Genomic DNA, 21559 nt, shown 5'->3' on the forward strand with positions numbered 1-21559 from the left:
GCAGCTGCCCCACCCCCCCCTGGGTCGGGTGCAGAGTCTCGATCCCCGCCTCGCACCAGCTGCCCACCGCCGTGTCGCGCTGACACGGCGTCAACGCCCAGACACTCTGGCTGAGCGCCCCGACCATCAGGAAACAGCCCGGCAATAACCATGCTTTCATCGTTTGCTACTCCTAGTCACATTCAATCCCGGACACGCGACAACGCGGCGCCGCCCCGGCGACAGATGAGAGCCGAATGCTGGCGGTCAGACCAGTAAACGGGATATCATGATTTCCCGTCTGTCGGCGACATTTTCTCGCCGAGTTTTCTCCCCGCTTCACACAATTTGAAGGATCCGACCCATGAAAGGATGGAGCCCCTTGCTGGCCCTCTTGGGCTGTGCCGCAGTCCAGGCTGCCGATATTCCCGCCGGAACCGAACTGGCCGCCACACAGGTGGTGGTTCGCCACCTGAAAGATGAACCTGCCAGTCTCAGTCCGCTCAAGCTGGTCGGCTTGCCCGAATTGCAGGTGCTGCGGGATCTGTTCGAGGGGCTGCTGACCCAAGGACCGGATGGCAAACCCGTCCCCGCCGTTGCCGTGCGCTGGGAGAACAAGGACAACCAGTTCTTCACCTTCCACCTGCGCCCGGATGCTCGCTGGTCCAACGGCGATCCGGTCAAGGCTGGCGACTTCGTCTACAGCTGGCGCAAGCTGGTCGACCCGAAAGAGGCGGCCACTTTCGCCTGGTTTGCCCAGCTTGCCCGCTTCGACAAGGTGGACGAGATCATGGCTGGCAAATTGCCTGCCAGCGAGCTGGGTGTCAAGGCGATCGATGACCACACCCTGCAGATCAACCTCTCCCAACCGGTTCCCTATTTCCTGAGCCTGCTGACCCACCCCAGTCTGTCGCCGCTACATCAGGCCAGCATCGAGAAGTTTGGCAACAAGTGGACCCAGCCCGGCAAGCTGGTCGGCAACGGCGCCTTCGTGCTGAGCAGCCGGGTAGTCAACGAGAAGCTCGAGCTGGTGCCCAATCCCCACTACTGGGACAAGGCCCACACTGTGCTGACCAAGGTCATCTTCATGCCGATCAATCAGGAGACCACCGCCACCAACCGCTATCTGGCGGGGGATCTGCAGATCACCGAGTCCTTCCCCAAGGAGCAGTACGACAAACTGATGAAAGAGATCCCGGGTGAGGTCTATACCCCGATGCAACTTGGCACCTACTACTACGCCTTCAATACCCGTCAGCCGCCGTTGAACGATGTACGGGTGCGCAAGGCCCTCTCCTACACCATCGATCGCGCCCTGATTGCCGACAAGGTGCTCGGCACCGGCGAGAAGCCGGCCTACCACTTCACCCCGGATGTGACCGCCAGCTTCGAGCCCAAGGCCAACCTGCTCTCGAGCAGCAGCCAGCAGGAGCTGGACAGCAAGGCGCAGGTACTGCTCAAGGAGGCAGGCTACGGCCCGGACAAACCGCTCAAGCTCTCGCTGCTCTACAACACCGCTGAAGTACACAAGAAGCTGGCGCTCGCCATCGCCAACATGTGGAAGCAGAAACTGGGCGCTCAGGTAGAGCTGACCAATCAGGAGTGGAAAACCTATCTCGACAGCCGCCAGAGCGGCCAGTTCGAGGTGATCCGCTCCTCCTGGGTGGCCGACTACAACGATCCGTCCGCCTTCCTCGGTCTGTGGGGCTCTCACCACAGTGGCAACATGACCGGCTTTGCCGATGCAAGCTATGACCAATTGCTGGACAAGGCGGCGCAAACCCGCGACAGCGGCGCCCGCAGCCGGCTGTTCGATCAGGCGGAGAGCATCCTCGAACAGCAGGCGCCCATCGCCCCCATCTATCAGTACACCAACGCCCGGCTCATCAAGCCCTGGCTCAAGGGCTACCCCATCAACAACCCGGAAGATGTGGCCTACAGCCGCCAACTCTATATCGTCAAACACTGAGCTGATATAGAGCGCTGAAGCACAAGAGGGCCGCCTGCGGGCGGCCCTCTTATTGATACTGTTCACACCTGATATCGCCGCATAGAATGCCCGCTTTCCGATTCCATCACCCGTTGTCGATCGCCATTTATCATGCGCTACCTGTTACTGCTCTCCCTGCTCTGGACACTGCCAGCCCTGGCCGAGAGTGAATCTCACTGCCAGCAAGCCTTTGTCGACTGGATGCTGCATCAGCAACAGCAGTTCAGCGATCGCAAGGCGGATAAGATGACGCGGCGACGGGCCGAGCGAGCTATCGATCTCGCCCGGCAGGAGTACGACAAAGCAGGCAGCTTCTGCCAGACCATGCTGCAAATAGAGGCGTATCGCGACAGCGATCCCCGCTTCACCCCGCGCGAGGGGGAGATCCACAACTTCCACCCCGCCAGCTGAGCCTCTGCCCACAGCCGATTGAAATAAAAAAGCGCGTCACAAGACGCGCTTTTTTCGCTTTGCCTGACAGGAGAGTTATTCGCTCTGCTCGCTGGCGGCAAACTCCGGCACCTTGGCCATGGCATCCAGCACCACCTGAATATCCGCCCCCGGCTTGCAGGCGTTTTCGCTCAGATGACGACGCCAGGCGCGCGCGCCCTGCATGTTCTGGAACAGCCCCAGCATGTGGCGGGTCATGTGGGAGAGGTAGTTGCCCTTGGCCAGCTCCTGCTCGATATAGGGCAGCATCATCCGCACCACCTCGTGACGGCTCAGCACGGCGTTGTTCTGGCCGAACACCAGATTGTCCACCTGCGCCAGAATGTAGGGGTTCTGATAGGCTTCGCGCCCCATCATGACGCCATCGACGTGTTGCAGGTGCTCAAGGGTTTGCTCCATGGAGGTGACACCGCCGTTGAGGGCGATGGTGAGATCCGGGTAATCCTGCTTGACCCGATAGACGCGAGGATAATCAAGCGGCGGGATCTCGCGGTTCTCCTTGGGGCTCAGGCCGCTCAGCCACGCCTTGCGGGCATGGACGATGAAGGTATCACAACCGGCATCGCGCACCTGTTCGATAAAAGCCTGCAAAAATTCGTAGGAGTCCTGATCGTCGATGCCGATACGGGTCTTCACCGTCACCGGAATATCGACCACATCGCGCATCGCCTTGACGCAGTCCGCCACCAGCGCCGGTTCACCCATCAGGCAGGCACCAAAACGGCCATTTTGCACCCGATCGGAGGGGCAGCCGACGTTGATGTTCACCTCGTCATAACCACGCTCCTCGGCCAGCTTGGCACAGCGCGCCAGATCGGCCGGATTGCTGCCACCCAGCTGCAGGGAGATGGGGTGTTCCTGCTCGCTGTAACCCAGATAATCCCCCTTGCCGTGGATGATGGCGCCGGTGGTCACCATTTCGGTATAGAGCAAGGTCTGGCGACTCATCAGTCGATGAAAATAACGGCAATGCCGATCGGTCCAGTCCAGCATGGGGGCGATGGAAAAACGCTGCGCCTGCATAAAAATCATCCGGGTTGGCTAAAGAAAGGGGCGGATTTTATCACAACGTGAAGCAGCCCCAGAAAATGAATTTTGTCGCCGCGCCATGCGAGGCCCTGTGATAGTATCCAGCTAATAGAAAGGGCAATTGCGCGATCATGAATCAAGACCAACTTTTACAACGAGCCGAGCGACTCTGTGTACAGCGAGGGATCCGCTTCACCCCGACCCGACGTCAGGTATTTCGCCTGCTGGCGGCACATGGCAACGCCATCAGCGCCTATGATTTGTTGGCCCAACTGCAGCAAACGGAAGCCAACGCCAAACCGCCAACCGTCTACCGGGCACTCGATTTTCTGCTCGAACAGGGCTTTGCCCACAAGGTGGAATCGCTGAACGCATTTATCTTCTGCTGCCACTTCGATCACGCTCACCCGATGCAGTTGCTCATCTGCGATGACTGCGGCGAGGTGGTCGAGCTGCACGATACGGCGATCGATAGCGCGTTTTCCGAGCAGGCCCATCTGCATGGTTTTACTATTACCAATAAGACGATAGAGGCACATGGCCAATGTGCTCGCTGTACGCCCACTGTAGGAAGTCATCATGAAGGCTGATTTTGTAAATCCGTTCCTGCTCTCTCTGCTCAATGTGCTCTCTACCATGGCACAGCTGGAACTCAAACCGGGCAAACCGAAACGCAAGATGGACGAGCTGGCTCGCGGCGATGTCTCAGGCCTGATCGGCATGGTCGGCCCGCAGACCCGTGGCTCGCTCTCCATCAGCTTCGAAAAAGGGCTGGCGCTGGAGATCATGCGCCGCATGCTGGGGGAAGCTCCTGCCACCATCAATGAAGAGGTGACCGACATGGTGGGCGAGATCACCAACATGGTGACCGGCGGCGCCAAGCGGATGCTGGGCGAGAAGGGCTATGAATTTGACATGGCCACTCCGGTCATCGTCTCCGGCCCCAACCACACCATCACTCACCGCGCCGATGGCACCAAGATCATGATGCCTTTCGAATCTGATTTTGGTCGTGCCACCATCGAAATCTGCTTCGAGTAGTCACGATGTGGACTGCCTTGAAGTGGTTCTTTATCTGCTGGGCGTTGCTGCTGATCCTCTCTGATATCCAGATCAGCACCTCCCTCTACAAATACGAAGACAATCGGGTGGTCATCAACTTCCCCCGCTGGCAAGCCAAAGCACCGTGGGGCACCTTCGAATGGCACGCCGGGCGCGTACAGACCCACTGGTACGGTCTGGATGGCAAACCCAAGCCGGAAGGTCCGCGCATCTAGTTCGCCTGCTCAAAGACCAATACAAAGAGGCCAGCATCAGCTGGCCTCTTTTGTTATGCGGGCAGGTGAATCACCCGTTTACGCTGCCTCGGCAGCCAGATCGCCAACCGGCCGCACCAGCATGCCAAGCACACAGGCCAGCAGGGTTGGCATCAGCCAGGCGAGCCCCTTGTCAAACAGCGGCAGGAAGGCAAACGCCTCCATCTTCATGCCGGCAGCCCCCAACCCATCGAGACAGCCAAACAGGAAGGCCACCGCCAGCACGCAGCGAAACGTCAGGCGAGGACGACCAAAATAGCCCTTGAGGAAGGTGACCAGCACCAGCGCGATAGCGACCGGATAGATGGCCACCAGCACCGGAATGGAGAGGCCGATCAACTCGCTCAGCCCCACATTGGCCACCAGCGCACAGAGCGCCCCCAGCAGCATGACCCAGTTGCGATAGGCCCAGCCAGTCAGACCGTGGAAGTAGTCGGCACCAGCACAGAGCAGGCCGACCGCGCTGGTAAAGCAGGCCAGGGTGATGATGGCGGCCAGAATGAACTGACCCGGCTGGCCAAACAGGCTCAACACATAGGCATTGACGATGGTGCCGCCATTGCTGATATCGCTAGCGACGCCTTCAGCACTGTTGCCCAGATGAAAGAGCGAGATATAGACAGCCGACAGCCCGACCGCCGAGATCAAGCCCGCGATGGTCAGATATTTGAACTGACTGCGATAATCCTCAATCCCCTTCTGGCGTAGCAAACCGATGATCAGGGCACCGAACATCAGGGAGGCCAAGGTATCCATGGTGTTGTACCCCTCCAGCATGCCTTTGGTCAGGGCTGCGTCCACGTACTCGCCGCTGGCATCGGGCATGGAGCCCTGCGGCGCCATAAAGACCCCGACTGCCAGAATGAGCAGCATCACCATCAGGGCCGGCGTCAGGTACTTGCCGACCGCATCGAGCAGCTTGCCGCGATCGAGCGCCACCAGGATTACCAGCGCAAAGAAGCTCAGGGTATAGAGCAGCAGCCCCGCATGGCCGGCATCGCCGAGCCAGGGCTTGAGCCCCATCTCGTAGGCAACCAGACCGGTGCGGGGAATGGCGAACGCGGGCCCCATGATGATGTAGATGGCGATGGCCAGCGCAGTGGCCACGCCTGCCGGCAGATAGCGGGTCAGCTCGGTCCAGCCACCGGCACCACGCCCGGAGCTGCCCTTGGCTACCGCAATCAGGGTGATCAGCGGCAGTCCCACCGCCGTCAGCAGAAAACCGCACATGGCGGCAACCAGATGCTCACCGGCCATAAAACCGGCCAGCGGCGGAAAAATGATATTGCCTGCCCCCAGATAGAAGGCGAACGTCATAAACCCCAGTCCGAATACGTCGGACAACTTCAATGATTTCGTCAAACCCAACCTCATCTGCCTTATCAGCTTGTTCTTGTTGATTACACCCACTGCCTGGCAGATAACCTGACAACCATATGCTCGCTTCCCGCTCTCCCCGAAAATCGGATGAGGAGAGCCATCCTGAGCATAAAGAAGAGATATTTGATCTCAATCACACATTAATATCTTGAAACAATTTACTTGGCCAGAATTAATCACTGAATGGTCATCGCAGGGAAGTCGCAAAAGAGCGGGAGAGAGAAAGGAGGCCGCAGAGCATCCGGCATAAGTGCAGGAATTAACAAACAAAAGAGCCTGCACAAGGCAGGCTCTTTGGTCAGAGAGAGGGAAACTATCAGGCAGCTTCGGCGGCCAGCTTCTCGGCCGGGCGAACCACCATCCCTACCACGCAGGCCAGCAGGGTCGGCATCAGCCAGGCAAGGCCCTTGTCAAACAGCGGCAGGAAGGCAAACGCATCCATCTTCATGCCGGCAGCACCCAGACCATCCAGGCAGCCGAACAGGAAAGCCACCACCAGCACAGCGCGGAACACCAGACGCGGGCGACCGAAGTAACCCTTCAGGAAGGTGACCAGCACCAGCGCCACGGCAACCGGATAGATGGCCACCAGCACCGGAATGGAGAGGCTGATGAGCTGGCTCAGACCCACGTTGGCCACCACGGCGCAGATAACGCCCAGCAGCACGACCAGCTTCTTGTAAGCCATGCCGGTCAGATTGTGGAAGAAGTCGGAGCAGGCAGAGATCAGACCCACGGCAGTGGTGAAGCAAGCCAGAGTAATGATGGCTGCCAGAATGAACTGACCCGGCTGACCAAACAGGCTCAGCACATAGGCGTTGACGATGGCGCCGCCATTGCTGACATCGGTCGCCACGCCTGCAGCAGTGTTGCCCAACTCGAACAGGGAGATGTAGACCACGGAGAGGCCGATGGCCGAGATCAGGCCGGCGATGGCCAGATACTTGAACTGGCTCTGGTAGTCGTTAATCCCTTTCTGGCGCAGCAGGTCGACGATGAGGGCACCGAACATCAGGGAAGCCAGGGTATCCATGGTGTTGTAGCCTTCCAGGATCCCTTTCACAAACGGGCTGTTCTGATAGTCACCGGCAGACTCCGGCATGGTGCCCTGCGGCGCCACGAATACCCCGATCGCCAGGGTCAGCAGCAGCAGCATCAGCACTGGAGTCAGGTATTTGCCGATGGCGTCCATCAGCTTGCCCTGATTCATGGAGACCAGCACGGCCACCCCGAAGAAGAGCACAGTGTAGGCAGCCAGACCCGCCTGACCCATATCGCCGATAAAGGGCTTGAGACCCATCTCGTAGGCCACCAGACCGGTACGGGGAGCCGCAAAGGCCGGGCCGATGATGATGTAGATGGCAACCGCCAGTGCAGTGGCTACGCCCGCAGGCAGCAGCTTGGTCATGCCAGCCCAGCCGTTACCGGCCTTGGCGACAGCAATGATGGTGATGAGCGGCAGGCCCACAGCGGTAACCAGAAAACCCAGCATCGCCAGAGAGAGGTGTTCGCCAGCCATGTAACCAGCGAGCGGCGGGAAGATGATGTTACCGGCGCCCAGGTAGAAGGCGAAGGTCATGAACCCCAATCCGAGAACGTCGGACAACGTGAGTGATTTCTTCAAGTTCAACCTCGTCTGTCTTGTAAATTATTGCTTGTTATAGTTTTTATCGGTCATTGACCAGTTTGTTCATATGGGTAAAAAAAGAGCCCCGCTTGATTTTTCATCGCGACCAGTGGTTTTGGCTGGTCTGGAGCGGGCGCTCGATCTGGAACCAGCATAATGACATGAAAAAATAGTTCAAGACGAAATTTACATCTTCAAATAGAAGGGGCTGGTCAGTTGGATATATCTGTCGGAATAGGCTCCATCAGCAGAATGGATCACAATATCCCCCCTTTCACACCTGTTTAATCCTCTGCCAAGTCGCAATAAAACACGATTTGCCTCTTTACCCTCTCTGGTGATAACAGCTGTATAACAAATGCCATGCAGATCATAATCCGCCGAGATGCATAAAATTTCATCAGCCATGGCCGTCGGCAGCACCAGTGCCACCTCGCCATTCGGAGCCAGCAGTCGGTCGCAGGCAGCCAGCAGCGCATGGCTGTCGAGGGCGCCGGTATGGCGAGCCATCGCCCGCGCCGGATCGCTAAATGACTGGCCTGCCACGAAGTAAGGGGGATTGGAGACAATCAGATCGTAAGGGTCGGCCTGATACCCCTGCACCGCGCTTTCGATGATGGCCACGCGATCAGCCCAGGGGGAGGCAGCGACGTTCTCTCTGGCCTGGATCACTGCATCACTATCCAGCTCCACCCCGTCGATATGGCAGTCAGATCTGCTGCGCTGGGCCAGCATCAGGGCGATGAGGCCGCTGCCGGAGCCGATATCGAGCACCCGTCGCGCCTGTTCGACCGGGGCCCAGGCACCGAGCAGGATGCCGTCGGTGCCCACCTTCATAGCGCAGCGATCGTGATTGATATGGAACTGTTTGAAGGTAAAACCGCGACTACGCCCCATCTGGCCCCCGTCATCTGAAAAATGGTTGGCGATTATAGCGACTAAGCCACACTCGCCATAGGAGCCGACGAGATAATCGCCTATAATCTGCCGTTTCCTTAATGACCGAGTATTGCCATGAGCCAGTCCTTTGATGATTTCGACCTGCACCCTGCCCTCAACCGGGCTTTGGCCGAGATGGGATTCACCCGCCCCACTACCATCCAGCAGATGGTACTGGAGCCAGCCCTGGACGGCCGCGATATTCTGGCATCCGCTCCGACCGGTACCGGCAAGACCGCCTCATTCCTGCTGCCGGCACTCCAGCACCTGCTGGACTTCCCGCGCCGCAAGCCGGGCCCCTGCCGCATGCTGATCCTGACCCCGACCCGCGAGCTGGCGCTGCAGGTGACTGCCCACGCCAAGGCGCTGGCGGCCCACACCAACCTCAGCATCGAAACCATCATCGGCGGCGTCAGCCATGAAGAGCAGCTGCCTGCCCTGACCAAGACCACCGATATCGTGGTCGCCACCCCGGGCCGTCTGCTCGAGTACATCGAGAAAGAGGAGTTCGAGAGCCACGACATCGAGGTACTGGTACTGGACGAAGCGGACCGCATGCTGGACATGGGCTTCATCAAGGATGTGAACCGCATCGTGGCAGAGGCGCGCTACCGCAAGCACACCATGCTCTTCTCCGCCACCCTGGAAGGGGCCGGCCTTGAGAAGTTCGCCAGCGAAATCCTCAACGATCCGGTGGAGCTGCACGCCGAGCCGCCGCGCAGTGAGCGTCGCCCCATCACCCAGTGGATCCATCTGGCCGATGACGCCGCCCACAAGCTGGCGCTGCTGGTTCATATCCTGAAAGATCCGGACACCCAGAAAGCCATCGTCTTCGTCAAGACCCGCGAGCGTCTGGCGGAGCTCTCCGGCCAGTTGCAGGCGGCAGGCATCTCCTGCGCCTGGATCCGTGGCGAGATGGAGCAGAGCAAGCGTATCGAGTCGATCCGCAAGTTCCACGAGGGTGAAGTGCCCTTCCTCATCGCCACCGACGTCGCCGCCCGCGGCATCGACCTGCCGAACGTCAGCCATGTCATCAACTACGACATGCCCTACGGCGCCGATGTCTACGTCCACCGGATCGGCCGTACCGGCCGCGCCGGCAACCGCGGCTGTGCCATCAGCCTGGTGGAAGCGCACGATATGGCGATGGTCGCCAAGATCGAGCGCTACACCGAAGAGCGCCTCAAGCGCCGGGTGATCGACGAGCTGCGCCCCAAACATAAAGAAGCGCGGGTGCCGGTGAAGAAGAAAAAGCCGGTCGATGGCAAGAAGAAAGCGACCAAGAAGAAAAAGAAGAAGTGATAGCTGAACGCTAAACAAGAAGGGCCATCCTGCGGGATGGCCCTTCTGCATTCTGTGCATCTGGCAAATCGGAGCTGTGCCACTCCGGGCTCACCACAGCCGTTGCAGGGCTATTTGCAGCCAGAACGGCTAACTATAAATATAATTTATGAGTTTTAGGGAAATGACCTAACTAAAACTTATAGTGAACCTCATCCGATCATCAGGGCATGAATTTACCCGCCAGACCCCCTGCCGGGCCATCACCCGATCCGGGCAACGAATCAAGCGAATGCTGCCGGCCTGTCAGGCCACCGTCTTGCGCATGCCGATATGGGGGATATCGTCCTCGACATATCCCTCCCCCTCGGCCACAAAACCGTGCTGGCCGTAGAAGCCCTGCAGATGGGCCTGCGCCCCCAGCCAGATGCTGTGGGTCGGCCAGCGCGCCTCGCACGCCTGCACCGCCTCGCCGATCAGCTGGTGACCGAGACCACCGCCACGCGCCTTGGGTGAGGTCACCACCCGGCCAATGGCAGCACCACTCTCATCGCCGATGCCGGGCGCCATGATCCGTGCATAGGCGGCCAGCAGATCGCCCTGATAGCCGAGCAGGTGCCAGACCCCTTCGCGGCGATCGAGCCCGTCCAGATCCTGAAAGGGGCAGGTCTGCTCCACCACGAACACCTCGGCCCGCAGCGCCAGCAACTCATACAACTCGTCAGTGGTCAGTTCAGACCAGGGTTTCAAGATCCAGTTCATCGGCAACTCCTTATCGGTTCGGCCTGCCAGCATAATCGTGGCGCCAGTGCCCTGCATTAACCTTTGTTAAGTTCTTTCAGTCGCTTGCGAATGCGGCTCAGGCTGATGGGAGTGATACCGAGATAGGCGGCGATCTGGTGGTCGGGCACTCTGGCATCGAGTGCGGGAAAGCTGTCGAGAAAGTGCTGATAGCGTGCCTGCGGGCTGCCGGTCAGCAGCAACTGCTCCTTCTCCTCCTTGATGCGCAGCTGCACCTCCAGCAGGTGCTGGTACCAGCGCGGCCAGCCGGGCAGCTGGCGCAAGTCGGCCAGACTGAACAACTGCAGACGGCAGGGCTCCAGCGCCTCCACGCTGTAGCGGGCCGGCTCGCCACTGAGCAGGTGGTGGAAGTCGAGAAACTCGTCCCCCTCCCAATAGAACTCCTTGATGTACTCGCGGCCATCCTCCAGCACCAGCTTGGCCCGCAGCAGCCCCTGCTCCACCCTGACCAGCAGATCCGGGCTGTCGCCGGCGTGCCAGAGGCAGCTTTTCGGGCTGAGGGTCAGCGGGCGGGCAAAAGAGAGGAGGCGCGCGGCCTCCTCTCTATCTGCGACCTGCGCCCAATCGAAGGGGGGTCTGTCAGTCAGCATGATCAAGCACGGCGCTGACGCACGGCTTCAAACAGGCAGACGCCGGTCGCCACCGAAACGTTGAGGCTGGATACCGCCCCCGCCATCGGGATGCTCACCAGCTCGTCGCAGTGCTCGCGGGTCAGACGGCGCATGCCCTTGCCTTCGGCGCCCATCACCAGCGACATCGGGCCGGTCAGCTTGGCCTGATAGAGGTCGTGATCGGCCTCACCAGCGGTGCCGACGATCCAGACGCCGCGCTCCTGCAGCTCGCGCAGGGTGCGAGCCAGGTTGGTGACCTGAATCAGCGGCACCACTTCGGCGGCACCACATGCGACTTTGCGCACGATCGGAGTCAGGCCGGTGGCCTTGTCGCGCGGCACGATCACCGCGTGCACCCCGGCAGCATCGGCGCTGCGCAGGCAGGCGCCGAGGTTGTGCGGGTCAGTCACACCATCCAGCACCAGCAGGAAGGGTTGGCTCTGTTGTGCCGCCAGCTCGTCCAGCAGGCTGGCCAGATCGTGCTCGGCGAGCTTCGGCGCTTCGATCACCTTGGCCATGATGCCCTGATGATTGTTGCCTTCCGCTTTGTCATCAAGGGTCTTGCGGTTCACGTTCTGCACCTTGAGGCCGAGGGATTCCAGCTCGGCCAGCAGGGGTTGCAGCCGGTCGTCATCCCGCCCCTTGAGGGCCCACACTTCGATGAAACGCTCGGGAGTGCGCTCCAGCAGCGCGGTAACAGCGTGAATGCCGTAGATCAGTTCAGTACTCATTTAGTGCTCTTGGCCTTATCGCGAGCTTTTTTGCCCGGTCGTCTGTTGCTGGGTTTGGCACGGCCACCCTTGGCGGGTTTGCCGCTCTCCTTGCCATCTTTCTCTTTGCGCTTTTCGTGGCGCTCGGCGCTTTTGGCCTTCTCTTTCTTGATCTCGGCCTGCTTGCGCGCCATCTCTTTGGCGTTCTTGCCGGTGGCCTTGAGGGGCTCTTCCACCATCACGAAGTCGATCTTGCGATCGTCCAGATTGACGCCCATCACCTTGACCCGCACCTTGTCACCCAGACGGTAGCGGCGGCGGAAGTTCTCGCCAATCAGCTGCTGGTGCAGCGGGTCGAACTGGTAGTAGTCGTTGGTGAGGGTACTGACGTGCACCAGACCGTCGATGTGGATCTCGGCCAGACGCACGAAGAAGCCAAAGCCGGTGACGCTGGCGATGACGCCGTCGAACTCGTCACCCACGTGATCCAGCATGTACTCGCACTTGAGCCAGTCGGCCACATCGCGAGTGGCATCGTCGGCACGGCGCTCGGTCATGGAGCAGTGCTCGCCCATCGGATCCACTTCTTCCAGCTGGTAGTGGTAACCACCGCTCGGAGTCCACTTGTGGCGCAGGTTGGCCTGCTGCTCTTTGGCGGTCTGATACTTGATCGCGCGGTGCAGGATGAGGTCGGGGTAGCGACGGATCGGCGAGGTGAAGTGAGCGTAGGACTTCAGGGCCAGACCGAAGTGACCGATGTTGTCAGCCTGATAGATAGCCTGACGCATGGAGCGCAGCAGCATGGTGGAGAGCAGCTCCGCATCGGGGCGCCCTTCAAACTTGGCAGCCAGCTCGGCGAAGTCCTTCGGCTCGGGCTCAAGACCGCCCTTGAGCTCCAGACCGAGTTCGGCCAGGAAGTCACGGAAACCGGTCAGACGCTCTTCACCCGGACGGTCGTGCACCCGGAACAGGGCGGCAGCTTCGTTCTTCTCGATGTAACGGGCGGCAGCCACGTTCGCCTGGATCATGCACTCTTCGATGATCTTGTGGGCGTCGTTGCGCACCAGCGGCACGATGCGGTCGATCTTGCGCTGGGCGTTGAAGATGAAGCGGGTCTCCTCGCTCTCGAACTCCACCGCGCCGCGCTGATGACGGGCATGCTTGAGCGCCTTGTAGAGGTTGTTGAGCTCCTCGATATGGCCCACCAGCGGGTCATACTGCTGGCGCAGTTTGGGATCCCCGTCGAGGATCGCCGCCACCTTGGTGTAGGTCAGACGGGCGTGGGAGTTCATTACCGCTTCGTAGAACTTGTAGCCGGACATGCGGCCAGAGGCGGAGATGGTCATCTCGCACACCATGCAGAGGCGGTCAACCTGCGGGTTGAGCGAACAGAGGCCATTGGAGAGCACCTCCGGCAGCATGGGCACCACAAACTCGGGGAAGTAGACGGAGTTGCCGCGCTGATAGGCTTCGGTGTCGAGAGCTGTGCCCGGCTTCACGTAGGCGGAAACGTCGGCAATGGCAACCCACAGACGCCAGCCGCCACCACGCTTGGCTTCACAGAAGACGGCGTCATCGAAGTCACGGGCATCTTCCCCGTCGATGGTGACCAGCGGCAGGGCACGCAGGTCGATACGGCCCTCTTTGGCTTTTTCCGGCACCTGTTCGCCGAGACCGGCGACCTCTTTGGTCACCTCTTCCGGCCAGGTGTGTGGAATACCGTGGGTACGCAGGGCGATTTCGATCTCCATGCCGGGCGCCATGTTTTCACCCAGCACCTCCAGCACGGTACCGACCGCGTTGAAGCGGGCAGTGGCGCGCTGGTTGATGCGCACGACCACGACCTGGCTCTGGCGAGCCCCCTTATTCTCCCCTTCCGGGATGATGATGTCTTGGCCGATGCGGCTGTCATCCGGCACCACGAAACCGACGCCGTTCTCGACGAAGTAACGGCCGACGATATCCGCCTCGCGGGATTTGAGCAGACGCACCAGACGCGCCTCCTGGCGCCCCTTGCGGTCGATTTCAGTCGGCTGCACCAGCGCATAGTCGCCGTGCATCAGACGCTGCATTTCACGGTTGTTCAGATACAGATCCGGGCCACCACCCTCGGGACGCAGGAAACCGAAGCCATCCTTGTGGCCGAGTACGTAGCCTTTCACCAGATTCAGGCGATCCGGCAGGGCATAACACTGGTTGCGCGTGAAGACCAGCTGTCCATCGCGCTCCATGGCACGCAGACGGCGACGCAGGGCTTCCAGTGGCTCTTCATCGGTCAGCTTGAGAACCTTGGCCAGCTCTTCCCGTGACATGGGTTTTTCGTGGCCCTTGATGAGGTCGAGGATCATCTCGCGACTGGCGATGGGATTCTCGTATTTTTCGGCCTCGCGTTCGAGGAAAGGATCTTTTTGAGACATAAGCAGGCCTTAGGGTAGGTGGTAACGGTGCCATTATATCGGAGGGGGGGGCGAATGGCATCCATCGGCTGCCTTTTGGCCAATCTCTCTGTCATACTATCTTCAGTTCGCTGGCATGATGAGACACAGAACTCATGAGTAAGGACACATTTGCCCAATCTGCCGCCTATCTCAAGCAGGCAGTTCCCCTGATGATCAAGTACCAGATCCCCACGACGCCGGATAACTATCACCTCTGGTACAACTACGTTGCGGCCAGCATGCCCGAGCTCAATCAGGCGATCGATCAGGCGGTCAAGCTGCAGGGCACCTGCTCCCTCACCACCTGCGAGCGCCTCTACCACCAATATCTGGCGGCTCAGGACGAGAAGCAGATGGAGGCGATGAAGCTCAACCTCGCCGCCATGGCCAACGAGCTGGGCCACTCCATGCAGGATGCCATCTCGGATACCGGCATGTTTCAGGAGATGCTCGACAAGAGCTTCGACAAGCTGAGCCGTATCGACGACGAGGGTTTCAGTCTGGAAGACACCATGGGTATCCTGCGCGATCTGGTGCGTGAATCGCGGGATGTACGCATGTCGACCATGCACTTTCGCAACCAGCTCAGCAATGCCGAAAAAGAGATCAAGGAGCTGCGGGCTGCGCTCAACGAGACCCGCAAGCTGGCCAACGAGGATGCCCTCACCAGCCTGCTCAACCGGCGCGCCTTTGACCTCGAACTGGAGAGCCTGATCCGCAGCCAGCAGCCCTTCTCGCTGATCCTTGCCGACATCGACCGCTTCAAGAACTTCAACGACGAATATGGTCACCTGCTTGGCGATCAGGTGCTGCGCGCTTTCAGCAAGCGGCTGCGCGATGCCTGCAAGGAGGGCGTGACAGCTTATCGGCTGGGTGGCGAAGAGTTCGCCATGCTGGTGCCCCATCGCAATCTGGCACTGACCAGGCAGATGGCAGAGAGCATGCGCCGCGCCATCGAGCGGATGTCGATTCTGGATCGCAAGTCAGGCCGGCGCATCGATCACATCACCGCTTCGTTCGGCGTGGGCGAGTTCAACGGTCAGGAGAGTGCCGACTGTCTGGTCGAGCGAACCGATAAACTGCTCTACAAGGCCAAAGAGCTTGGCCGTAACCGGGTCATGCCACTCCCCTCCTGAGAGCCGTCGAATTGCCGGATCTTCCCCAATAGAAAAGCCAGTCAGATCACTGACTGGCTTTTCTTCATCTCTTACCAATGCCGCCAGGGTTAAACCACGGCGGCACCAGTCAGACGATTACTGCTGGGCCTCTGTGACCCCTTCCACTTTCACTTCGACACGGCGATCCGGAGCCAGGCAGACGATCAGCTCGCGCTTGGACTTGCTGACGCAGCTGTCGCCGGTAACCGGGGAAGCCTTGCCACGCCCTTCCACATTGACCTTACTGGCCGGGATCCCTTTGCCTACCAGATAGTTAGCAACGGTCTGGGCACGCTGCTCGGAGAGCTTCTGGTTGTAGGAGTCAGAGCCAATGCGGTCGGTGTAACCGATCACGGTGGCGACGCCATCCTTCGGACGCGCAGACTCAATCTGGCTGTAGAGGTTGTCCAGAGCCTCGCTGGCTTTCGGCTTCAGCGTTGCCTTGTTGAAGTCAAACAGCACGTCGGAGCTCAGGGTGAACTGCTTCTCGACAATAACAGGCTCGGGTGCTGGTGCCGGCGCAGGAGCCGGTGCGGCAACCACAGGAGCAACCTGACCGAAGCGATAGACAGCGCCCAGCGAGAGCAGGCCGTTGTCCATACGCAGACCGGTGTCGTCACGGCTGCCATACGGAGTGGAATATTGATACTCGAGGCGAGCAGCCCAGTCGCGGTTGAAGGCATATTCAGCACCCAGAGCACCTACGACAACAAAGCGGCTGTCATCCTTGAAGACATCGCTCTTGGCATCCGCCCAGCCATAACCACCACCAACGCGGCCATAGAGATCTAGGCTATCGGTCACCGGGAAGCCCAGTTTGAGGGTCAACTGCGCCAGCTGTGCAGTGACTTCATCACTGAATGCTGCCCCGCTTTTCACCGCATCGTATTTATATTTACCCAGGTAGTCATAGCCCAGCTCGATCCCCAGGTTCTTGTTGACCTGATAGCCACCAAACACGCCGGCGCCCAGAGCATCATTGGTCTCATTGCCAAGAGTCAAAGCGTTGCTTTCATCAATGCCATAGAAGTTGGACCAGCCCAGTTTGGCACCGCCATACCAGGTGTTGTCCTGACCGGCCGCCTGTGCGTTGGCAGCGAGCAAACCGGTAACCAGTAAGGTAATCAATGATTTTTTCATGTCTTAGCCTCTGCAACTTTATGTAGGAGGAGGTTGATTGATATCACCTCGTCTTATAGGCGCAATCGCACAAACACGATCGCAGCATATCAACGTTAGCCTATTTTCAAGTACCTGATATCAATTAACAAATAACACTTTAACTCAATGACATCACAAAAACAGCAACAAATGTCTGTTATTTGACCAAGAAAGGGATGAATGCATCATTCTGCGGGGAAATGGGCCAGCCTGTCGCTGGCCCGGAAGGGGTGTTACTGACGGATGAACTCGTAGTTCTGCTCGATAAAATCGGCCACACGCTGACCCAGAACTTTATGCACGGTACGAGTCGGGTGAACCTGATCCCAGAACATGTTGCCCTCGCAATTGGCCGTCATGGCCGCCCGCATCAACTCGGGGCTGACAACAGCCTGCGCCAGGATCGGGTTGCTCGCAATGGCAAGCTGCTCCGGCAGCGTCAGCGCCGCTGCTTTCGGCATCTTGGCAAAGGGCTTCCAGACATAGCCACCGCCGTAGCAGGCATGTTCGATATCGCTGAGCCCGAACTGCTGCGGGTCGCGCACCATCTCGTCAAACTGCTTGTCTACTTCGAACAGCTTCACGATGCCAAGAGGGGCAAGCTCGTTGGTGAGCGCCTGCAAACGCTGGTTATGGTATTTGGCCACATGACGCACCTTGTCGACCACCTTCATGCTGTGAGCCGACGGGGTCTGCCCCAGATCAGGAATGTTGAACAGCAGTATCTGTTTGGCCCCATTTAAAACCAGATTATTCGCTGCGGCCTGAATGGTGGCGACCACCCGATCCGCATCCTTCTCCTTGTTCCAGCCATAGGCCAGATAGTCGTTGGCCCCTACCCAAATCACCACCAGATCATCGGGGCGGAACTTGTCTTTTTTCAGAAACTGTTTGATCTCGTACTCAAGGTTGTTGATCACCTGATACTTGGGATCCCAGGACCAGAAGCCAAGCCAGCCATTCAGGGGGCCAAGGTGGTTATAGGCCACCGCAGTAGCACCGCCTTCAGCCTCGTTGGCCAGCTTAAGCCCCGGGAAATGCTCTTGTTGCAACACTTCCAGCCAGACTGGCCCATTACTGAAACGCCCCTTGAAATAGGGGGGACTGGAGGGTAGATACCCTTTCATCTTCTGGTACATTTTGCCGGTATCGGAGAGGCTGTCGCCAAACATCACGATACGGGAAAAGGCAGGACGCTCGACCGCCTGAACGGTCAACGCCATCAACCCCAATAAACAAACAAGCCACTTTTTCATTTTGTTATTCTCATTGTTCGGCAAGGGTTACCCCTGCTCGCTTTCCTCGAACGGAGATCTCTTTGGGAAGAGACAGATCTCCACTGACGCCTGATCAAGACGACAGATTAGCGATCTGGCTAAACCTTCACCTACCCTTTCGCGCAATAGAATCGATTGCGCTCACAAAACATGTGCTCTCTTCTCCCATTTTTAACCCGCTTCGAGTCCGGTCGCTGTCGAAAAAAGCGCGCATTTTTTTGATTTATCACCTTCTCGCAAATAAAGAGGAGGCTTTCACGCTTGTTTCACGCCCACCTCTTCACAATGCCCCCATCCCAACGACAGGAGCATGAAATGAACAAAGCAAGCGCAGCCATTATCGGAATGTTGACCCTGATGTCCGTATCCTCTTTCGCCATGGCGGCCTACACGGGCCCGATGGAACAGAACAAGGTCTCCGTGGCGCAACTCAAGGATCTGGCCGATGACAGCTGGGCCACGCTGGAGGGCAAGCTGGTCAAGCACCTTGGTGGTGAAAACTACCTGTTCCGCGACGAGAGCGGTGAAGTAGAGGTCGAGGTTGACGAGAAGGTATGGCGTGGCACCGAGGTAGGACCGGACGATCTGATCCGCATCCGTGGAGAGGTGGACCACAGCTGGAACAAGACCGAGCTTGATGTGGAAAGTCTGGAGAAGGTGGGCGCGGCGCCCAAGGCCAAAGGCGGCTTCATCGCCAAGTAAGGCCGGGATGATCCCTGACTGACCAGACGTAAAAAAGGGCGCTGTTGAAAGCGCCCTTTTTCATTTTCCGTTCTGCCGCTGCGACCCGTTAACCGGAACGGCTGGCAAATGTTCGCTTGAACCCCTTCTCGGCCTGATTGACCTTGTAGAGATAGCGACGCGCCTCCGCCTTGGGATGCTGCTCGGTCAGCACCTGATACACCGCCTCGGGTGAGAGCTGGTTAATCATGCCGGGCGCCGCCTTGCGATCGCTGGAGAAGGTGTTGAGCACCCCGCCAGCCCCACCGTTATAGGCGGAGATCACCGCATAGCGACGAGACTGGGGATCCTGAATATCCGACAGATAGACAGTCTGCAGCAGATGCAGATAGGCAGTCCCGACATCGATGTTGTAGGCCGGATTGAACAGGTCTTCCCGGGTCGGTTGACCGCTCTTGCCCTTGACCCGCACGTAGACGTCTCGACCGGCGGTTGCCGGAATGACCTGCATCAGGCCGTAGGCATTGGCATGGCTCACCGCATAGGGGTTGAAGCTGCTCTCGGTCTTGATCACCGCATAGATCAGGCTTTCAGAGACCCCGTATTTGCGGGAGGCTTCACGGATCAGGCTGGCGTACTTGTAGCCCCGTCTGTCTTCGTGGTTGGCCACCATGGGGATATCAACGAAGAAGATGGTGCGAATGCCAAGGGTCCGCTTCTTCATCGCCGTGTTCAGCAGGTAGTCGGCATAGCGTTCGGCACGCCAGGATGCCCGAATGGGCTGACGCTGATTGTCCACCACCTGGCCATAGAGGAAAGGTTCGCCGCCGGGCATGATCTCCCGGTCGGAGTAAAGATCCACTTCGGCCGGATCGTCCGGTGTCAGCAGGGTCTCGACAATGGCGCGACGCAGGTGAGCACGGGGGTCTATGCCAGATACCGTCTCGACCATGATATGGCCGCTGGAGAAGTCGATGTGGGCACGGCTCTTGTACTGATCCGTATATTTGACGTAGTCATACTTGCCCGCAAACAGCGCCTCTCGTCCCCATATTTCGTTCACGTTATGGGAGAGCGCACTGATCATGTGTTCAAAGCCGCGGATGTCCTTGCCGTTGACGAGATCGTCATCTTCATTCCCGCTGGGCTTGGGAGAAGATGAACAGGCAGAGAGAAACAGCAGGGTGCACAGCAGCCAGAAAATTCGGCCCATAGGATCCTCAAACAGGGCGGCAGAGCCGCCCATCATTCATATGCCGCGAGTAAACAAGGGGAGGCTGACCACCTTTGGCTCCACTCCCCGCTCACAGGTACTACAGCTCGATTGCTTACTGGCTGGGAGGGGTATAACCCTCGATCTGCACTTCACCCGCTTCAAACAGGTAGCTGACCATCTCTTTTTCCAGCAACTGACGATGCTCAAGATTCATCATATTGAGCTTTTTTTCGTTGATCAGCATCACCTGCTTCTTCTGCCACTCGGCCCAGGCTTCCTTGCTGATGTTGTCAAAAATCCGCTTGCCGAGTTCACCCGGGTAGAGTTGAAAATCCAGGCCCGGGCCCTCTTTTTTCAGGCGTTGGCAAAATACAGTACGGCTCATGTTGACCTCTATGGTTGTAGCTCCGGATAGGCGAGCAGACGGGCCGTGGCGGCCGCCAGCCCCACCTCGGCAGGATGGCGTAAGTTATACCAGAGTCGGTTATCTGCTTCCATGAGGCGCAGCGCTGGCGCCGCCTCAATCTCGATCAGCAGCGGCTGGATATCGAGGTGGAAGTGACTGAATGTATGGCGAAAACCGGCCAGTTCCCGATAACCGTGATGACTCAGGCCAAGGGACGCCAGCAGACCCTCCACCTCCGCCAGCGAGGCGACCTGCGGGAAGCAGTAGAGCCCACCCCAGATCCCCTGCGGCGGTCGCTTCTCCAACAGCAGTTCGTCGCCATGACGGATCAGCAGCATGATGCCATCTCGGGCCGGAATGCTCTTCTTCGGCTTGCTGTTGGGATAGGCAGTCGGGTTGCCTTGCGACAGCCCCTGGCAATCGGCCCGCACCGGGCAACGCTCGCAAGCAGGCTTGCTGCGGGTGCAGATCGTTGCCCCGATATCCATCATCGCCTGATTGTATTGCGCCACACCCAGCTTGGGCGTGAGCCGGATAGCGATCTCCCACAGCTCGTTCTCAACCTGCTTCTGGCCGGGCCAACCCGGCAACGCCAGCCAGCGGGTGAGTACCCGCTTCACGTTGCCATCAAGGATGGCGTGAGGCTGACCCAGAGAGAGCGACAGCACGGCCCCGGCGGTTGAGCGACCAATGCCCGGCAGCGCCATCACCTCGTCAAAGCGCTCGGGAAAGAGGCCGTGGTGATGATCGCGGATATGCTGGGCCGCCTTGTGCAGGTTGCGGGCCCGGGCGTAGTAGCCCAATCCGGTCCAGTGATGCAGCACCTCGTCCACGGGGGCATCGGCCAGCGCCACCACATCGGGGAAGCGCGCCATAAAACGCTGGTAATAGGGGATCACAGTAGCGACCTGAGTCTGCTGCAGCATGATCTCCGAGACCCAGACCCGGTAAGGAGTCTTCTCCTGCTGCCAGGGCAGGCTCTTGCGGCCATGAAGCTCATACCACTCCAGAACCCGGCTTGCGAAGGTTGATTGATTCACGTTGTTCTCATGTCGTTGATATATAGGGAACTCTGCGGTTCCTTCGGCTTATTTTGGCTGTTCGGTAGTA

Annotated in this window: 21 protein-coding genes and 1 pseudogene; 8 read left to right on the forward strand and 14 right to left on the reverse strand. The window is 59.0% G+C overall.

Going from position 1 to position 21559, the window contains the following annotated elements:
- Positions 1-160: pseudogene (locus AACS24_RS11070) on the reverse strand (ParB-like protein); the annotation flags it as partial.
- 183 nt (positions 161-343) lie between these two features.
- Here AACS24_RS11070 and AACS24_RS11075 point away from each other — a divergent pair.
- Complete coding sequence (locus AACS24_RS11075) at positions 344-1948, forward strand: peptide ABC transporter substrate-binding protein (RefSeq protein WP_108570710.1); 1605 nt, start codon at positions 344-346, stop codon at positions 1946-1948.
- A gap of 132 nt (positions 1949-2080) precedes the next feature.
- Positions 2081-2380 (forward strand): hypothetical protein, encoded by a 300-nt coding sequence (locus AACS24_RS11080; RefSeq protein ID WP_108570711.1) that lies wholly within the window; start codon positions 2081-2083, stop codon positions 2378-2380.
- A 75-nt stretch (positions 2381-2455) separates the two neighbouring features.
- Here AACS24_RS11080 and dusA read toward each other — a convergent pair whose 3' ends face one another.
- Positions 2456-3442 carry a tRNA dihydrouridine(20/20a) synthase DusA gene (gene dusA / locus AACS24_RS11085; RefSeq protein ID WP_108570712.1) on the reverse strand — a complete coding sequence of 329 codons (987 nt, stop codon included), beginning with the start codon at positions 3440-3442 and terminating at the stop codon, positions 2456-2458.
- Between the two features lie 137 nt (positions 3443-3579).
- Here dusA and zur point away from each other — a divergent pair, with 137 nt between their 5' ends.
- Genes zur through AACS24_RS11100 form a run of 3 tightly spaced genes read left to right on the forward strand, consistent with a single transcriptional unit; the run spans position 3580 to position 4725 of the window.
- A complete protein-coding gene (gene zur / locus AACS24_RS11090) occupies positions 3580-4038 on the forward strand; it encodes a zinc uptake transcriptional repressor Zur (protein ID WP_041209211.1) in 459 nt (152 codons plus the stop codon).
- Entirely contained in the window at positions 4028-4489 is a 462-nt protein-coding gene (locus AACS24_RS11095) for a chemotaxis protein CheX (protein WP_033115052.1), read from the forward strand. The genes zur and AACS24_RS11095 overlap by 11 nt, the downstream gene beginning before the upstream one ends.
- Positions 4490-4494: 5 nt before the next feature.
- Positions 4495-4725, forward strand: coding sequence for a hypothetical protein (locus tag AACS24_RS11100; protein ID WP_041209212.1), 231 nt, complete (start codon positions 4495-4497; stop codon positions 4723-4725).
- 78 nt (positions 4726-4803) lie between these two features.
- Here the strand turns inward: AACS24_RS11100 and brnQ (AACS24_RS11105) are convergent, their stop codons facing one another.
- The 3 genes from brnQ (AACS24_RS11105) to AACS24_RS11115 form a co-directional block, all read right to left on the reverse strand.
- Positions 4804-6081, reverse strand: coding sequence for a branched-chain amino acid transport system II carrier protein (gene brnQ, locus AACS24_RS11105; RefSeq protein WP_258222912.1), 1278 nt, complete (start codon positions 6079-6081; stop codon positions 4804-4806).
- Between the two features lie 379 nt (positions 6082-6460).
- A complete protein-coding gene (gene brnQ / locus AACS24_RS11110; protein ID WP_033115055.1) occupies positions 6461-7768 on the reverse strand; it encodes a branched-chain amino acid transport system II carrier protein in 1308 nt (435 codons plus the stop codon).
- Between the two features lie 189 nt (positions 7769-7957).
- Complete coding sequence (locus AACS24_RS11115) at positions 7958-8668, reverse strand: tRNA1(Val) (adenine(37)-N6)-methyltransferase (protein WP_108570713.1); 711 nt, start codon at positions 8666-8668, stop codon at positions 7958-7960.
- 117 nt (positions 8669-8785) lie between these two features.
- On the opposite strand from AACS24_RS11115, the gene srmB reads away from it, so the two are divergent.
- Complete coding sequence (gene srmB / locus AACS24_RS11120) at positions 8786-10012, forward strand: ATP-dependent RNA helicase SrmB (protein WP_108570714.1); 1227 nt, start codon at positions 8786-8788, stop codon at positions 10010-10012.
- Between the two features lie 285 nt (positions 10013-10297).
- On the opposite strand, the gene AACS24_RS11125 is transcribed toward srmB, so the two are convergent.
- Genes AACS24_RS11125 through rnr form a run of 4 tightly spaced genes read right to left on the reverse strand, consistent with a single transcriptional unit; the run spans position 10298 to position 14530 of the window.
- Positions 10298-10753, reverse strand: a complete 456-nt coding sequence (locus AACS24_RS11125) for a GNAT family N-acetyltransferase (protein WP_104016628.1) — start codon at positions 10751-10753, stop codon at positions 10298-10300.
- 56 nt (positions 10754-10809) lie between these two features.
- Entirely contained in the window at positions 10810-11382 is a 573-nt protein-coding gene (locus tag AACS24_RS11130; RefSeq protein ID WP_005354833.1) for a Crp/Fnr family transcriptional regulator, read from the reverse strand.
- A 2-nt stretch (positions 11383-11384) separates the two neighbouring features.
- Positions 11385-12134 carry a 23S rRNA (guanosine(2251)-2'-O)-methyltransferase RlmB gene (gene rlmB, locus AACS24_RS11135; RefSeq protein ID WP_108570715.1) on the reverse strand — a complete coding sequence of 250 codons (750 nt, stop codon included), beginning with the start codon at positions 12132-12134 and terminating at the stop codon, positions 11385-11387.
- Positions 12131-14530, reverse strand: coding sequence for a ribonuclease R (rnr, locus tag AACS24_RS11140; RefSeq protein WP_108570716.1), 2400 nt, complete (start codon positions 14528-14530; stop codon positions 12131-12133). The genes rlmB and rnr overlap by 4 nt, the downstream gene beginning before the upstream one ends.
- A gap of 134 nt (positions 14531-14664) precedes the next feature.
- On the opposite strand from rnr, the gene AACS24_RS11145 reads away from it, so the two are divergent.
- Positions 14665-15687 (forward strand): GGDEF domain-containing protein, encoded by a 1023-nt coding sequence (locus tag AACS24_RS11145; RefSeq protein ID WP_033115062.1) that lies wholly within the window; start codon positions 14665-14667, stop codon positions 15685-15687.
- 117 nt (positions 15688-15804) lie between these two features.
- Here AACS24_RS11145 and ompA read toward each other — a convergent pair whose 3' ends face one another.
- The gene (gene ompA, locus AACS24_RS11150; protein ID WP_033115063.1) at positions 15805-16848 is read right to left on the reverse strand and encodes a porin OmpA; all 1044 of its coding nucleotides are present in this window, start codon (positions 16846-16848) and stop codon (positions 15805-15807) included.
- Between the two features lie 254 nt (positions 16849-17102).
- Complete coding sequence (locus AACS24_RS11155; protein ID WP_108570717.1) at positions 17103-18125, reverse strand: SGNH/GDSL hydrolase family protein; 1023 nt, start codon at positions 18123-18125, stop codon at positions 17103-17105.
- Positions 18126-18461: 336 nt separating this feature from the next.
- Between AACS24_RS11155 and AACS24_RS11160 the strand changes: the two genes are divergently transcribed.
- Positions 18462-18848: a YgiW/YdeI family stress tolerance OB fold protein gene (locus AACS24_RS11160; protein WP_033115065.1), complete on the forward strand. Its 387-nt coding sequence runs from the start codon at positions 18462-18464 to the stop codon at positions 18846-18848.
- An 88-nt stretch (positions 18849-18936) separates the two neighbouring features.
- Here the strand turns inward: AACS24_RS11160 and mltC are convergent, their stop codons facing one another.
- The 3 genes from mltC to mutY all read right to left on the reverse strand — a co-directional run bounded on the left by mltC (position 18937) and on the right by mutY (position 21489).
- Positions 18937-20040, reverse strand: a complete 1104-nt coding sequence (gene mltC / locus AACS24_RS11165; RefSeq protein ID WP_033115098.1) for a membrane-bound lytic murein transglycosylase MltC — start codon at positions 20038-20040, stop codon at positions 18937-18939.
- A 115-nt stretch (positions 20041-20155) separates the two neighbouring features.
- Positions 20156-20428: an oxidative damage protection protein gene (locus AACS24_RS11170; protein WP_041209221.1), complete on the reverse strand. Its 273-nt coding sequence runs from the start codon at positions 20426-20428 to the stop codon at positions 20156-20158.
- Positions 20429-20436: 8 nt separating this feature from the next.
- Positions 20437-21489 carry an A/G-specific adenine glycosylase gene (mutY, locus tag AACS24_RS11175; RefSeq protein WP_108570718.1) on the reverse strand — a complete coding sequence of 351 codons (1053 nt, stop codon included), beginning with the start codon at positions 21487-21489 and terminating at the stop codon, positions 20437-20439.
- Positions 21490-21559 lie beyond the last annotated feature (70 nt).

It is taken from the genome of Aeromonas sp. HMWF016, from assembly GCF_963878195.1.
Classification (GTDB): Bacteria; Pseudomonadota; Gammaproteobacteria; order Enterobacterales; family Aeromonadaceae; genus Aeromonas; species Aeromonas lacus.